The sequence below is a fragment of the Oceanobacillus sojae genome, assembly GCF_900162665.1.
GTDB lineage: Bacteria > Bacillota > Bacilli > Bacillales > Amphibacillaceae > Oceanobacillus > Oceanobacillus sojae_A.
In genome coordinates this window covers 163,388-178,591 of sequence record NZ_LT727813.1, presented here as the reverse complement: position 1 = coordinate 178,591, position 15,204 = coordinate 163,388, and the positions used below count along the sequence as shown (strand labels likewise).

The window sequence follows — 15,204 nt, the reverse complement described above, 5'->3', positions numbered from 1 at the left end:
AATTACCTCTAATTACATTTCTATTACTTTTCAGGAAAGGGTTTTCATTACTGTGTAAACTATGTATAATGGGAATCGTCTTCCATACCATTTATTGTCAGAATAGTATCGAATTTAAAAAATGAAAGGAGCATCAATATGTCGAAAGAGAAAAAGAATCTTTTTCAACGATTTTTAGATGTTGTAGAGGTAGTAGGAAATAAATTGCCGCATCCAGCCACGTTATTTGCCATCTTAGCATTACTTGTTTTAGTGCTGTCAGCGGCCTTACAGCCATTTAATATAAGCGTTGAAAATCCAGGAGATCCGGGAGAGGCAGTAGAAATTAAAAATCTTCTGAATGCGGAGGGGATCGAATATATTTTCAGCAGTATGACGGATAACTTTATTGGATTCGCACCTCTTGGAGTGGTACTTGTTACCATGCTGGGTATCGGTGTAGCTGAGCGGACGGGACTGATCAGCGCATTATTACGAGGGTTTGTATTAGCCATCCCAAACCGTTTTATCACATTAGGCATTGTTTTCGCCGGTGTGATGTCTAGTGTAGCATCTGATGCGGGGTATGTCGTGCTGCCGCCATTAGGTGCACTAATCTTCGCAGCACTCGGACGGCATCCGCTGGCTGGTCTTGCTGCAGCATTTGCCGGCGTTTCCGGTGGATTCAGCGCCAACTTATTCTTATCAGGAACAGATGTGATGCTTGGGGAAATGACAATTGCCGGCGCAGCAATTATTGATCCGGCATATGCAGAGCAAATGAATATTGCGATGAACTGGGGCTTTATCGCTGTTTCCGTATTTGTTCTTACAATTATTGGAGCCTGGGTAACAGAAAAAATTGTAGAGCCTCGCCTCGGTTCGTATAAAGGGGAAGCAAATGAAGACATCGAAGGAATTACGGCAATAGAGAAAAAAGGATTAATCTGGACTGCTGTTTCTTTTGTCATATCTGTTATTTTAACAGCTTTACTTGTTGTTCCCTCGGGTGCGCCATTACGCGGAGAAGATCCAGGGTTAGACGGTATTATTATGTCTCCGTTTATGGACTCGCTTGTACCTATTATCGCTATTTTATTCTTAATACCGGGACTTGTTTACGGCTTAATAACAAAAGCAATTAAAAGTGATAAAGATGTCGCTGCCCAAATGAGCGATACGATGGCATCGATGGGGATGTTTATCGTCTTAGCCTTTACAGCCGGACAATTTGTTGCTTACTTTAATGAAACAAATATGGGATTAGTTATCGGTGTTTACGGAGCAGAATTCTTAGACAGTGTTAACTTTAGCGGTATTGGATTAATTCTGCTGTTTATTCTGATTGCAGCATTTATTAATATCTTTATCGGAAGTGCATCTGCAAAATGGGCCATGATGGCTCCTGTATTTGTTCCGATTATGATGCAGCTCGGCTATGCGCCGGAATTTACACAGATGGCATATCGTGTGGCTGATTCAGCAACAAATATTATCTCGCCATTAATGACATACTTTGCTGTCATCATTGCTTTTGCCCAGAAATATGATAAGAAAATGGGAATAGGAACCTTGGTTTCAACGATGCTTCCATACTCTATCTTCTTCTTGATAGGCTGGACAATTATGCTGATTGTCTGGATGTGGCTTGGCATTCCGCTTGGACCAAATGGACCAATTCATTACGGATAAACTTAAAACCATGAAGAGCATTCCTGCTTTTCATGGTTTTTTCTAATCATGCTGTGAGGAAGCAATTTTAAAATCAGCTGTTCATACGAAATCATAAACCAATTACTTGACTTAAAGTCGACTCGAGGTATTAGTATAATAATTAAATACAAAAAGGAGATGAGTAATAATGGGAAATAGTTGGACACAGGAACAGCTTCAAATATTTTCAAAAGCTGATGATATGTATATCTCGCCATTCTATGATGATGGAAAAACACCTGGAACACCAACCTGGATCTGGTCTGTAGTAGCAGATAATGACTTATATGTCAGAGCCTATAATGGACAGAACTCCAGATGGTATCAATCAGCAGAGAAACAAAAAGCAGGAAAAATAAATTTAGCAGGTCAGGAATATGACGTCTTTTTCGAGCCGATAGAACCAGACGCTGCACTAACTGAAAAAATTGACCAGGCATATAAAGAAAAATATAGTTCCAGCAGATATCTGGCACCTATGATTGGAAAAGGACCGGTAAGTGCAACAGTAAAAATTTTACCCAAAAATGAATAGATTATATAAGAAGCCGCCTGACTTAACTTTTGTTTAGGCGGTTTTTATATTTTTAATTTTCCTAGCCCTTGCTCAAAAATTTGTTGAAAATTTTAATCATCACCTCATTTATTCATCTGGAAGGACAAATAAGGTAAAGAGGCATTATGAAATAATGGCAAAGCGTTCACGGCTATGTTTTAATAAAAGTAAGTTTGGCCGGGAAACATAGACATAACAAGGCCTGGTCTGAATAGCGGATGAAATATAAAAAAGATAGATGGAAGGGAACGGTTAAAATGGAATTAGAAGAACTTTTATCAAAAATGGCAGCAGAAGGTGTAATCCGGGGCGGTTCAGAAGTCAACAAAGCGATGGTTGCCGTATCAAATGAAACGAGACGTTTATGTGCCATCCTGAATAATGGTGTTTATACCGATGAGGAAATCAGGCAGCAGGTATCTGACATTATCGGACAAGAATTAGATGAAGGTTTTTCTTTATTTGTTCCGTTCACCTCTGATTTTGGAAAGAACCTGAAGATAGGGAAAAATGTATTTATTAATTCTGGATGCCGGTTTCAGGACCAGGGCCAAATTATTATCGGTGATGAAAGCTTAATCGGGCATAATGTTGTTTTCGCAACCATAAATCATGATTATAATCCCTCAAACAGAGGAACGATGTACCTTAAACCGATTGAGTTAAAGGAGAGAACATGGATCGGTTCTCATGCAACCATTCTTCCTGGTGTAACAGTAGGTAAAAATTCCGTTGTTGCGACAGGATCAGTTGTTACCAAGGATGTCCCGCCGGATACGATTGTTGGTGGAAATCCTGCAAAATTCCTGGCGAATTTAGAGGATAAAATGAAGTAATTATTATTAGTGCTGTATATTTATGTATCGATTTAATACAGAGGACCAAACTTTTATTTTAATCATCCATTAAACTCGTTTAAAAAACAGCTGGTTTTCCTCGAGTACCGCTTTCGTGTTTCAGCACCCTCCAGGAGTGGAACAAACATAGAAAGCAGATTAAAAAAGGAGTGAGGATAATGAACAAGGTGAAAATCGCCGGAAGAGAGGTATTGCCAATCGGATTAGGCACCATGAACACGGGGGATAAAGCTGACACATTTGATCAGGAAGTGCAGGCAATCCGTACAGGGATTGATAACGGTGTCCAATTAATCGATACTGCCGAAATGTATGGCAGCGGGAATGCTGAAAAGCTGGTAGGAAGTGCTATTAAGCCTTATTCCCGTGAAGAATTGTTTCTTATTTCTAAAGTCCTTCCTGCCAATGCGTCGAAAAAGGATTTGCCAATCAGCCTTGAGAACAGTTTAAGAAGACTGGAAACAGACTACCTCGATTTATATTTACTCCATTGGAAGGAAGATATTCCTTTGGAAGAAACGGTGGAAGCTTTAGAGAATGCAAGAAATCAAGGTAAAGTTAAAGCGTGGGGAGTTTCTAATTTAGATGTGGATGATCTGGAGCAGGTTATCCAATTACCCGGGGGAGAAAATTGTAAAGCGAATCAGGTACGCTATAATGTAGCAAATCGGGGCATTGAATATGATTTAATGCCCATGATGGCTAAGCATCACATGCCTGTGATTGCCTATTCACCGATTGACCGCGGCGACAGCTTTGGTGCGGATTTAACAAAACAGCAGGTACTGAAGGATATTGCGAAAGAGCATAATGCAGACGTATTTCAAATCTTATTGGCCTGGGCCATTCGGAATGGAAAAACAATAGCTATCCCACAATCGGGTAACCCTGATCATGTGGTGAATAATATGAAGGCAGCTGAAATTTCATTAACAGAGCAGGATTTGAAGCATATAAATGATGTGTATCCAGAGCCTGTTTCTAAACAGCCCCTAACATTATGGCAATGAAAGTAATGAAGAATTTTCATAGTATATCAGAATAGGAGCAGCTGGAGAACCTCTGGCTGCTCTTTATTTAGGAATGAAGAGAATCTATTCTAAAAATAAAAAAAGATAGAGTTATTCGTTGACCTGAAGTTTACTTTATCCTGTAAGGTTTTATTATTGAAGTGAAAAGAGGGAAGCTGAATAGCTGCAGCATAATTTGTCAATAATAAAAGATAACTAATTTAAAAAGTCAATTCGTTTAAATATTAGGCCTGTTATAGTAACATAAAAGGTAGAAAGAATCAGGCAGATGAGGAGGGTGATGATGGAACAGGAGAAAGTAATAGAAAATACACAGATTCAAGAAGTCTTAAATAATGTTAATAGTGTCATTTTCGGTAAAGAAGAGATTGTAAAGCTTAGTTTAGTTGCCTTATTAACGGAAGGTCATGTCCTGCTTGAGGATGTTCCTGGTGTAGGGAAAACAATGCTTGTCCGTACACTGGCAAAATCGGTAAATTGTGATTTTACTAGAATTCAATTTACACCAGACTTACTTCCATCTGATGTGACAGGCGTTTCTATATACAACCCGAAGGAATTAGAATTTGAATTTCGGGAGGGACCTGTCTTTGGCAATATTCTGTTGGCAGATGAAATTAACCGGACATCTCCAAAGACCCAGTCAGCACTGCTGGAGGCAATGGAGGAAAAAAGTGTGACAGTAGACGGAGAGACAAGAAGGCTGCAGAGTCCCTTCTTTGTCATGGCAACTCAAAATCCAATTGAATATGAAGGGACCTATCCCTTGCCGGAAGCACAGCTGGACCGTTTTCTGTTAAAGCTGCGCATGGGCTACCCAGCCTATGAGGATGAATTAGAGATGCTTGCGAGAAACACAAACCATCATCCAATAGAAGAAATCCAGGCAGTCATGTCTCAGAAGGAGCTGCTTTTAGCACAGGAAGAGGCACAGAATGTTTATATGGATGAAACCATTCAGGCGTATATTTTGAATATTATTACCCGCACGAGATCGCACAGCTCTATTTATTTAGGCGTGAGCCCCAGAGGATCGCTTGCTTTAATGGAAGCTTCGAAGGCTTATGCCTATATCGAGGGCAGAGATTATGTTATCCCGGATGATGTGAAGTATTTGGCACCGTTTGTTTTATCCCACCGGATTATACTGAAGGCCGAAGCACGTTATCAAGGAACGTCCAGTGAAGCTTTAATCGATTCTATTATTCAATCTGCACATATTCCGATTAAGAAAGGCATCGCAGAATGAAGAAAAATCTTCGTATCATCTTTCGCAGCATTGGCGTTTTAGCATTGATGATTATTCTTTTCTGTTATGCAATGTTCCAGGGAGGCTTTGTAAGCTGGTTTTTATTTTACGGATTCCTTCCGATCGGAATATATCAGCTTCTGTTTGCCTGCTATCCATTACGGACATGGCAGGTTTACCGGGAAATCGAACAGCCGGTCCGGCAGGCTGGAGATGAAATAGTAGTGAAGGTGCATATGAAGCGGAGACTCCCTTTTCCATTACTGTATTGTACCTTCGAAGAGAAATTTCCGCAGTCGTTAATGAAGGAAGATACGAAGAAAAAGAAATATCTTACTTCCCAAACATCCGGGAAAATGACAGTTTCCCGCAGACTGATACGCATGTTATTTCCTCTATTCCGCAGAAACTTCACATTCAGCTATGTATTACAATCCTTACCACGCGGAGAGCATACATTGGAGAAAGTAACAATTCAAACAGGAGAAATTTTTGGTTTTATTAAAAAAAGCTATGATTTTAAGGTCCAAAATACATTTGCCGTCTACCCGTATGTACACGATATCCGTTTAATAAGTGATATGGCAAGCTATGAACAGGGCGGAGTGATATCGAATCAGCTGCAGCAGACAAATACAACCGTCGCTTCAGGAAGCAGAGAATATGCCCCGGGTGACCGCTTTACATGGATTGACTGGAAACAGACAGCCAGGAAACAAACCATGATGACAAAGGAGTTTGACCGGGAGAAGAGCACAGATATTTTGCTGATTCATGATAATTATAAGCATGAGAAGGAAAATCAGCTGCTCTATGAAGCTTCCATTGAAATGAGTTTATCGCTTATGGAAAAGCTGGAAAAGAAAGACTATGAAACAAGCTTTCTCTCTATTGGAGAACGGGGACATTTATTTGAGCTGGGGCATAATGAGCATCAGAAATCGTTAATGAAGAACTACCTGCTGATAGTCCGGCAGGAAGATAAAAAAGCTTTTTCGATACGATTCCGCGAAGAAATGTCTCATTTAAATAAAGTCGACAGTATTTTTCTGGTTTTAACATCCATGGACCCTTTTCTGGCAGAGGCCATTTTAGAAGCAAGACAGCGTATCAAGTATCTTGCTGTTATTTATATCCACCCGGAAAAGCTGTTATCCGGAGAAGAAAAGCATATGCTGGAGCCGCTCCGTTTTTCAGGGGTTGCTGTACAGGCATTAAGCCTGGAGCAGCTGGCCACGGACCCTGTTGAGGTGAATTTCAGATGAAGAAGAGCCAGAAACAAGTAAAGACGCTGCATACGCTGCTATTATATCTTGCCGGATTTTGTCTCTTCTTAGAATGGCTCTATCCGCTTGGGGATATTTCTGATACAAGCATCGGAGTATTTGTTTTGTTTGCACTATATTGCTTTTTTATTTCCTACTTTCAATTGCATTGGCTGATCAGTATACCTATAAAAGGGTTTGGCTTGCTTTTTATTATCCATCTGCTTTACTTTGATACAAGCTTTTTAGATGTTGACTGGCTTGCAGAAACGATTCAGGAGATGACTTATAATATAGGATTGATGTTCACGGGAGAATGGTACATGCTCACTACCTTTTTCAGAAGCGTACTATTTCTGCTTCTTATTTGGCTGATGAGCTACCTGCTCTATTATTGGTTTGTCAGAATGAAAAATATTATTCTATTTATTCTTTTGACATTCTTCTATATAGGGATACTTGATACATTTACGGTATATGAAGGCTCCATAGCAATTGTACGTATTTTTATTATTTCCTTTATTGCTCTCGGAATGTCCAGCTTGAGCAAAGAAATCGAAAATAAGGATATTTCTATCTCAGTCGGGCAAAGGCTGAAATATTGGCTGCTGCCGCTAGTTTTATTAGTTGCCGTTGTTACCTTCATTGGTTATCAGGCACCGAAAGCTGATCCACAATGGCCGGACCCGCTGCCCTTCTTAGAAGGAACTGCAGGAAGTTTTGGGAATGGCAGTTTTGGAACAGGACGGGTCGGATATGGTGAGGATGACTCCCAGCTGGGAGGCTCCTTCTCCCAGGATGATACAGTTCTATTCGAAGCGGTGGTCGAGGAAGATCATTATTGGCGGATAGAAACAAAGGATGTATACACAGGAAAAGGGTGGGAGGTATCTCAGGAGAGAAACCTTCTTGACCAGATCGATGGCCAAATTTCATTATTGACCTTCCGTAACAATGTGGAGACGGAATCATTAGAAGCAGCAATCAGCTTTACCGGAAATAGCCGGCTGCCCAAACTGGTCTATCCTTACGGTGTTTCCTCCATTACAACGGGGGAGGATGTAGAATTCCAGCTTGATGAAAGTATGGAGTCTATAGAAACGACGCTAAATGGAGAAGAAAGAGTTCTGGATTCTTATGAAGTATCCTACGAGAACCCATCCTTTGATATTGATGCACTTCAGGATAATTCCGAACAGGATTCCAGATCGATTCAGGATCGTTATACACAGCTGCCTGAGAATCTCCCGGCCAGAGTTGGCAATTTAGCAGAAGAAATAACTGCCGGACATGAGACAAGATATGATAAAGCAAGAGCTATCGAGCGTTATTTCAGCGCAAACGGTTTTGAATACCAGACAACAAATATTCCACGGCCAAGAGAAGAAGAGGACTATGTCGACCAGTTTTTATTTGAGACGCAGGTCGGTTATTGTGACAACTTCTCCACAGCAATGGTTGTTATGCTCAGGTCAGAGGGCATACCAGCCAGATGGGCGAAAGGATTTACAAGCGGGGAACGGATTGATTCGAATTTAGAAGAAGAAAATCACGTGAACCAGATTACGAATAGCAATGCCCATTCCTGGGTAGAAGTATATTTTCCCGGGATTGGCTGGGTGCCATTTGAACCGACACAAGGTTTTACAAATATGGCTGATTTCGATGCGAATGTAGAAGAAAATAATTCACCTATCAACGAAGAAGAGGATCCGCTGGAAGCCCCTGATGTGGAACAGGAGGAAGAACCCGAAGAGGAAGAGGAGACAGACCAGGCAGTGGAACAGGATGAAGACGCTGCTGTATCTGATGAAGAGACTGGTGTTTCTGCAAAAATAGTCTATGCTTTCATTGGAATAGGTATGATTCTCCTGCTTGCATGTCTTGCTGCTTACTGGAAGAGAAGACAGATACGCATCTATTTCATCCAACGAAAGCTGGAGCAGCATTTTGATGATGCAGCCTTCCAGGAAGCTTATCTCTACCTGTTAAAGCTTGCGGATAAAAAAGGTTATCAGCGGGGCAGTGATGAAACGTTGAGAGAATTCTCCCAAAGAATAGATAATGACTTCCGCACGAGGGAAATGAGCAAACTGACCGGGGTTTATGAGCGGATGATTTACAGTAAGCGGTTAACAGGTGAAAAAGAAGAGATAATTCAATTATGGAAAAATTTAATCAATCAAATAATGGCTTGACCCGGGGAGCATCAATTAGTAGAATGAAAAAGGAAATAGTGTAGGAAAGATGAAAATCTGCACATCACATAGATGCTTATTAACATCTAAGTAATAAAATTATTCGTTTGAATATGCCTTTCGTATATCCTCGAAAATAAGGTTCGAAAGTTTCTACCGAGTCACCGTAAATGATTCGACTATGAAGGCAGAAGAAGGTTCGTTTATGCTATCCGGATTCTGCCTTTCTATATTTTTTTGTGGCGCCAGCTGCAAGAAATAGAAAGGTGAAATCCGGTTTTTTATAGGTGAAACAGAGGCAAAAGAACGTATAGTTCATAAGTTATCCTTTAGAAAAGATATAGATTGGAGTCTAGTTATGGAAAATAATGAATTAGTACTGGTATTAGATTTTGGCAGTCAATATAACCAATTAATCACACGCCGCATTCGTGAATTTGGTGTGTATAGTGAGCTTCATTCACATAAACTGACCGCTGCAGAAATTAAAGAAATGAATCCAAAAGGAATCATACTTTCCGGCGGACCGCACAGCGTTTACGGCGAAGACAGCTTCCGTTGTGATGAGGAAATTTTTGAACTGGGTATCCCTGTTCTTGGTATTTGTTACGGCATGCAATTGATGTCCCTGCATTTTGGCGGAAAAGTAGAAGCGTCCAAAAACCGTGAATATGGAAAAGCATTAATTGAACTAAATGAAAGCCCGGCTTTATTTAAAGATACACCGACAAAACAGACGGTATGGATGAGCCACGGTGATAAAGTAACAGCAGCACCGCCTTCTTTCATCGTAGATGCAACAAGCCCGTCAACACCGGTTGCAGCAATCAGTGACCAGGATAAACAGATGTACGGTGTACAATTCCATCCGGAAGTACGTCATTCCGAGTATGGAAATGATTTATTAAACAGCTTTGTCTTCGATGTATGTAAATGTACAGGTGACTGGACGATTGCTAACTTTATCGAAATGGAAACAGAAAAAATCAAAGAAACTGTCGGAGACCGTAAAGTACTTTGCGCATTAAGCGGCGGCGTAGACTCCTCTGTTGTAGCAGCTTTAATCCATAAAGCAATCGGCGACCAGCTGACTTGTATCTTTGTTGATCACGGCCTTCTTCGTAAAAATGAAGCAGATGACGTGATGGATGTCTTTGCAGAAGACTTTCACATGAACATTATCAAGGTTGATGCAAAGGATCGTTTCTTATCTAAATTAGCAGGCATTTCCGATCCAGAGCAAAAACGTAAAATTATCGGAAATGAATTCATCTATGTATTTGATGATGAAGCAGCTAAATTAAAGGATATTGATTTCCTGGCACAGGGAACGCTTTACACAGACGTGATTGAAAGTGGTACAGATACAGCACAAACCATTAAATCACATCATAATGTAGGCGGCCTGCCGGAGGATATGCAATTTGAATTAATTGAGCCATTAAACACATTATTCAAAGATGAAGTACGTGAACTGGGCTCCCAGCTTGGCATTCCTGACCGTATCGTTTGGCGCCAGCCATTCCCAGGACCAGGACTTGCTATCCGTATCCTGGGTGAAGTAACCGAAGAGCATTTAGAAATCGTTCGTGAATCCGATGCTATCCTTCGTGAAGAAATTGCTAAAGCAGGTCTTGACCGCGATATCTGGCAATACTTCACTGTCCTTCCAAACATCAAGAGTGTTGGTGTCATGGGAGATGCTCGTACGTATGCACATACAATTGGTATCCGTGCGGTAACTTCGATTGATGGAATGACTTCGGATTGGGCAAGAATTCCTTGGGATGTGCTTGAGAAGATTTCTACTCGTTTGGTGAATGATGTGGATAATATTAATAGAGTAGTGTATGATGTTACCTCTAAGCCCCCAGCAACGATCGAGTGGGAGTAGTAACAGGTGCCCTAAAAGCCTTGGTAAAACAGGGTTTTTAGGGCTTTTATATTTTTCATGGCACAGTTATGGCACACTTTGATAAGTGGTGTTCATATATTGGTTGCTGCTGTAATGTTCAATTTGTGTATCATCGCTTGTTTTTAACTGAATAAAACTACTTAATCTATCGGCAACTTGAAAATTACTGTTTGGATAAAGGTGCCCATAAGTGCCTAAAGTTGTTTGTACATCTTCATGTCCAAGTCTATCTTTAATCACTAAAGGGTTTTCTCCCATACTAATTAACAAGGAAGCATGAGAATGTCTAAGTCCATGAATTTTGATTCGATGGATGTTTGCAGCTTTGGCAAAGCGAGTAATCGCATAGGATATAGTATGTTTTTGAGTTGGAATGCCATTATACGATAAAATAAAATTGGTCTTACATTGTTTCTGCTGGATTTCTTTCCAATTTTGTAATAAATGCAGTGTATCAGAATCTAAAGCAATCAAACGAATACTTGCTTTTGTTTTAGGTTCTGTAAAACTGTAATTGGATGCATTCTTATAATATAGCGTTTTAGAAATGTTTAGCGTTCCTTCCTCAAAATCTACATCCTCCCATTGTAATGCAGAAGCCTCACCAATACGCATACCTGTCATGAATAAAAGCCAGATAATAATAAATTGAAAATGTTGAAAGTAATCACCAAGATATATTTTGGAAATAACAGTTTCAAATTCTTCCTTTGTCCAAAAATCAATTTTAGTTTTAATCTTTTTGACATTTCCAATTATTTTTGATGGATTTTCTTTCATCAATCCTAAAATAATCGCTCTATCAAAAGCTAAGGATAATAACCCTTGTATGCCTCGAACGTATTGACTAGAATATTTTTCAGTAGCCTTTAATTGCCATTGTTGAAGTATTAATGGTGTGATGTCCGAAAGACTAACTTTGTAAAAATAGGTGAAGTGTTTATCGATTGTATGCTGCCTATTTTCAAAAGTGCTTTCTTTCACTTGATTCTTATACCAAGGTACGAAAAATTCCTCGGTAAACTTTTCAAAAGTCATGCTACTGTTCGGGTTATAAGCACCTTCACTATTGTCTAAAATAAGTTTAGCATAAGCAGATTCCGCTTCAGCTTTGGTTTTAAACCCGCTCATTCTTTTTTGAATTCTTTTTCCTGTAACTGGATCTGTTCCTAAACTTACCCTAAATTCATACGTTCCATTAGCTTTTTTCTTTACTTTAATCATTTGAATTCCTTTCCTTGATTAAAGCAGCCTCACTGGAACCACATGATTTTAATAAATCTTCTTGATTAAGAGTTATTCCCAATATTTCCTCTACAGCTTCCACAGGTACTCGACCCAGTTTTTTCGTGTTATAAAAGCTGTATCCCTTCTGCACCATTAGACATTTAGCCTGACGGATAATGTCACGAGAGAAGGAAGGACCATAACCTAAAGCTATTAAGTCTTTGCGGGTTATAGTAATGATCATATTACTCCTTTCCCGGTCGAGCCAATACAATATATATTTATTATATCATCCTTTTTAATATTTTTTGATAGAGAGAACTTGAAAAATCAGATGGCTGCTGGTTACAGCTCCACGAGAATTTTACTCCTGCAAGTATTTCTTCCAGCCCTATTCATTGCTTGCGACGCTTTAAACGCTCGAACCATGACGATAGGGGAGTATCATTATCCTAGCTGATGGGTTATCGCCAGTAATCCACCACGATTACATGAGACAAAGTATGTATCGCTCGTTCCATTTTTGGAAGTCTTGGCGTACTAATCAGAAAGCTAGCCATCAGTAGAATGTATCTGATTTTAGTTATTTAATTTTCAAAGAACATTGGCTTATCAGCCTATCGAAATATACTGGAAACAAGTATGCTTTGATAGAATGGTAAACCTCTAGTCAGGAAGCGTGTAACGCTCCAACACGCTTCCAAAGCTGGTAACGTAATTATTTGATTTCAAAGGACAAAATTTTGGTGATCAATCGAGTTTGCATTTGATCTCGCAGCACTTCGTCAACGATCATATATTGATTCCCATACTCATCTTTCATTGGGCGGAGGGAGCGTTTTGTGATATAACCTCGATAGTGTTTGATAATGTAGTTAATTGCTTCTGTATCACCGTCCGCAGCCTGTACAATAAGAGAAAAGGGAACCGTAGGATAGGTTGATTTCATTCGGCATGCTCCTTCATATATTTTTTAATAAAGGCTAGTCCACTAGTTCGGTGACGGTAAACTGTTGAACGATTTACTTTTAATAATGTTGCAATTTCCGAATCGCTCATATCTAAAAAGTAATACAGTAAAATGATGTTCCGTTTTTTATTTGTTAGATTCCGTAAGGATTCACTTAACAAATCACTTTCCACACCAATTCTCAAACCATATAATGTGAACATTTGTAAATCAGTAGCATAGTGATCGACAGTAGAGAACTGATTGATAAGATAATCTCCTGTATCAGAGAAGGAAACTTCTTGTTTTGAAATTCTTGATAGATGTCTGAAATAATCTATGCGTTCATCTTCCATCCCACGTTTACAGAGATAATCAAACTGATTTTCTATGGTTGTTTGAAAAGAAGATGGATTCATTTTATCACCCCCTTTCGTGGTATGAAAGGAAGCGAGCATAGCTCTTTTTTCTCCCTTTGTACTAAGTCCCGACACGAAAGGGCGATTTGTTGCATTTCTGGTAAAAAAACTTTTAAAAAAGTTTTCAGCAAACAAAAAAACACATAAACAGATGGTTTAATCTGTACATGTGTTTTATTAATTCTCTCTATATGTCCTAAAAAACCACATTTAAGGATATTATTATCCAATATGGATGGATAATCTTTTTTGATAAGATTTCAAAAAGCAAATATTGTTGTTTAACAATATATTGCATGACGACTACCTCCTAAAAGCCGCCATCTCATTGAAAAAAGATTCTTATACTAGCTACCAATTCTGTCCAAAAAGAGAGACGACAGCTATTTAACCGTCGTCTGGGAAATAGAATATACTTTTAAGGCATGAAAAGGGTACTGCCAGATAACGGTTTTTTTTTATTGTTATCTGCCAGTAACTTTTCTTTGAAAATATTTATAATATGAACTGATTAACCATATAATACGTTTTTCTATACCTGTTTCCGTCTAAATAGGAACAGTAAAATGTATAGAGGTGGTTTATCATGCGTAAAAAAGAAGATAAATATGATTTTAAAAAATTTGGACTCGCGATAAAAGAAGCCCGTATAAAACAAAATTTAACTAGGGAACAGGTGGGATCATTGATAGAGATTGACCCACGTTATTTAACGAATATTGAGAATAAGGGACAGCACCCAAGTTTACAGGTGCTTTATGATCTTGTCTCGCTACTCAATGTATCTGTTGATGAATTTTTCTTACCCGATATGAATACAGTTAAAAGTTCCAGACGTAGATGGATAGAAAAACAGATGGACAATTTTACAGAAAAAGAATTAATATTATTGGAATCTTTAGCAAATGGTATTAAGAAATCTATAGAGATGAAGAAGTAATTGTTTCTTCATCTCTATAGATTTCTTTTTTTTGTCTGTATGAACAGAAACAATAATGAATCATACCATACAGTACTTGCTTGATAAACTAATTTGTAAAAGTAAAATCATTATGCTTTGAGAAATTTGATAATTTCATTGAAAGCTAAATCCATTCTTCCAACTTGGTAATGTTGTTCTCCATCTGTTTCCTTTGTAAATAGTTTCGTTTCAATCTTCTTGGAATTCACCAAACCTTTCTGTATAGTGGATAGACGCTTATAAGGTACGTATTGATCTTCTTTACAGTCAAAAGCAAACAGTCATAGTTTACTCCACTAAACAACGGTTTATAGGTCGTTTTGTTTTACCAAAGTAACTAATCTAGGTTATGTTCATATACCCAAAATGGTAAATTAAAACTTCACTAATTTTTCATTCAGATGAGATTATTACAATTATTTCTTTCGCAAATACCTTATGTTGTAATTTTGAAGTAACTTAATATTTTTTATAAGATTTTCCTCAGAGAACTCTAGGTCTAAATAAAATAATACATTTTCTAGATCAGTAATCATTCGAGTCATGTCATTTTTAATTAGAGTTAATGAAGGTTGCTGTTCTATTAAATCTTTTAGTTTATAACCAGTCATTTTTGCAGCAAGAATTTGAACAATGTTTTCTAGGTCTGACTTTGACAAAACCAGTTGACCTTTATCATTCTTTGTTGCCTTCAATAAGTCTAAATTGGCGTAGTAACGTATAGAGCGTTCCGTTAATCCTGTCATTTTAAAAACTTCTCCTGTTGTAAACAGTATCATTCACCCCCCTTATCACAAGGGTAGAGTATAACGCTGCGTTAAAGTCAATTGTAAAAAAGCAATCTAATTAATCCCGTAAATTAGTTACCTTCATTTTCTCTCCTAT

At 38.6% G+C, this 15,204-nt stretch carries 14 protein-coding genes and 1 riboswitch; of the genes, 9 read left to right on the top strand and 5 right to left on the bottom strand.

Going from position 1 to position 15,204, the window contains the following annotated elements; translation table 11 throughout:
- Window positions 1–138: 138 nt before the first annotated feature.
- The 8 genes from BN1068_RS18190 to guaA all read left to right on the top strand — a co-directional run bounded on the left by BN1068_RS18190 (window position 139) and on the right by guaA (window position 10,742).
- Entirely contained in the window at window positions 139–1,671 is a 1,533-nt protein-coding gene (locus BN1068_RS18190; protein ID WP_077604272.1) for an AbgT family transporter, read from the top strand.
- Between the two features lie 169 nt (window positions 1,672–1,840).
- The gene (locus BN1068_RS18185; RefSeq protein WP_077604271.1) at window positions 1,841–2,227 is read left to right on the top strand and encodes a DUF2255 family protein; all 387 of its coding nucleotides are present in this window, start codon (window positions 1,841–1,843) and stop codon (window positions 2,225–2,227) included.
- Between the two features lie 278 nt (window positions 2,228–2,505).
- Window positions 2,506–3,084 carry a DapH/DapD/GlmU-related protein gene (locus BN1068_RS18180; protein WP_077604270.1) on the top strand — a complete coding sequence of 193 codons (579 nt, stop codon included), beginning with the start codon at window positions 2,506–2,508 and terminating at the stop codon, window positions 3,082–3,084.
- 179 nt (window positions 3,085–3,263) lie between these two features.
- On the top strand, window positions 3,264–4,115 hold the full coding sequence (locus BN1068_RS18175; RefSeq protein WP_077604269.1) for an aldo/keto reductase: 852 nt from the start codon (window positions 3,264–3,266) through the stop codon (window positions 4,113–4,115).
- Between the two features lie 304 nt (window positions 4,116–4,419).
- Window positions 4,420–5,385, top strand: a complete 966-nt coding sequence (locus tag BN1068_RS18170; protein ID WP_077604268.1) for an AAA family ATPase — start codon at window positions 4,420–4,422, stop codon at window positions 5,383–5,385.
- Window positions 5,382–6,650, top strand: coding sequence for a DUF58 domain-containing protein (locus BN1068_RS18165; RefSeq protein ID WP_077604267.1), 1,269 nt, complete (start codon window positions 5,382–5,384; stop codon window positions 6,648–6,650). The genes BN1068_RS18170 and BN1068_RS18165 overlap by 4 nt, the downstream gene beginning before the upstream one ends.
- Window positions 6,647–8,848 (top strand): transglutaminase domain-containing protein, encoded by a 2,202-nt coding sequence (locus tag BN1068_RS18160; RefSeq protein ID WP_077604266.1) that lies wholly within the window; start codon window positions 6,647–6,649, stop codon window positions 8,846–8,848. The genes BN1068_RS18165 and BN1068_RS18160 overlap by 4 nt, the downstream gene beginning before the upstream one ends.
- A 100-nt stretch (window positions 8,849–8,948) precedes the next feature.
- Window positions 8,949–9,050, top strand: a riboswitch (purine riboswitch).
- Window positions 9,051–9,206: 156 nt separating this feature from the next.
- Entirely contained in the window at window positions 9,207–10,742 is a 1,536-nt protein-coding gene (gene guaA / locus BN1068_RS18155; protein ID WP_077604265.1) for a glutamine-hydrolyzing GMP synthase, read from the top strand.
- A gap of 66 nt (window positions 10,743–10,808) precedes the next feature.
- Here the strand turns inward: guaA and BN1068_RS18150 are convergent, their stop codons facing one another.
- From BN1068_RS18150 to BN1068_RS18135, 4 genes are all read right to left on the bottom strand, one after another.
- A complete protein-coding gene (locus tag BN1068_RS18150; RefSeq protein ID WP_077604264.1) occupies window positions 10,809–11,987 on the bottom strand; it encodes a site-specific integrase in 1,179 nt (392 codons plus the stop codon).
- A complete protein-coding gene (locus tag BN1068_RS18145; protein ID WP_077605157.1) occupies window positions 11,980–12,231 on the bottom strand; it encodes a DUF3173 domain-containing protein in 252 nt (83 codons plus the stop codon). Before BN1068_RS18145 ends, BN1068_RS18150 begins: the two co-directional genes overlap by 8 nt.
- A gap of 477 nt (window positions 12,232–12,708) precedes the next feature.
- Window positions 12,709–12,939, bottom strand: a complete 231-nt coding sequence (locus BN1068_RS18140; protein WP_077604263.1) for a helix-turn-helix domain-containing protein — start codon at window positions 12,937–12,939, stop codon at window positions 12,709–12,711.
- Window positions 12,936–13,358, bottom strand: a complete 423-nt coding sequence (locus BN1068_RS18135) for an RNA polymerase sigma factor (RefSeq protein WP_077604262.1) — start codon at window positions 13,356–13,358, stop codon at window positions 12,936–12,938. The genes BN1068_RS18140 and BN1068_RS18135 overlap by 4 nt, the downstream gene beginning before the upstream one ends.
- A gap of 586 nt (window positions 13,359–13,944) precedes the next feature.
- On the opposite strand from BN1068_RS18135, the gene BN1068_RS18130 reads away from it, so the two are divergent.
- Window positions 13,945–14,298, top strand: coding sequence for a helix-turn-helix domain-containing protein (locus BN1068_RS18130; protein ID WP_077604261.1), 354 nt, complete (start codon window positions 13,945–13,947; stop codon window positions 14,296–14,298).
- A 437-nt stretch (window positions 14,299–14,735) separates the two neighbouring features.
- Here BN1068_RS18130 and BN1068_RS18125 read toward each other — a convergent pair whose 3' ends face one another.
- Window positions 14,736–15,098 (bottom strand): MerR family transcriptional regulator, encoded by a 363-nt coding sequence (locus BN1068_RS18125; RefSeq protein ID WP_077604260.1) that lies wholly within the window; start codon window positions 15,096–15,098, stop codon window positions 14,736–14,738.
- Between the last annotated feature and the right edge of the window lie 106 nt (window positions 15,099–15,204).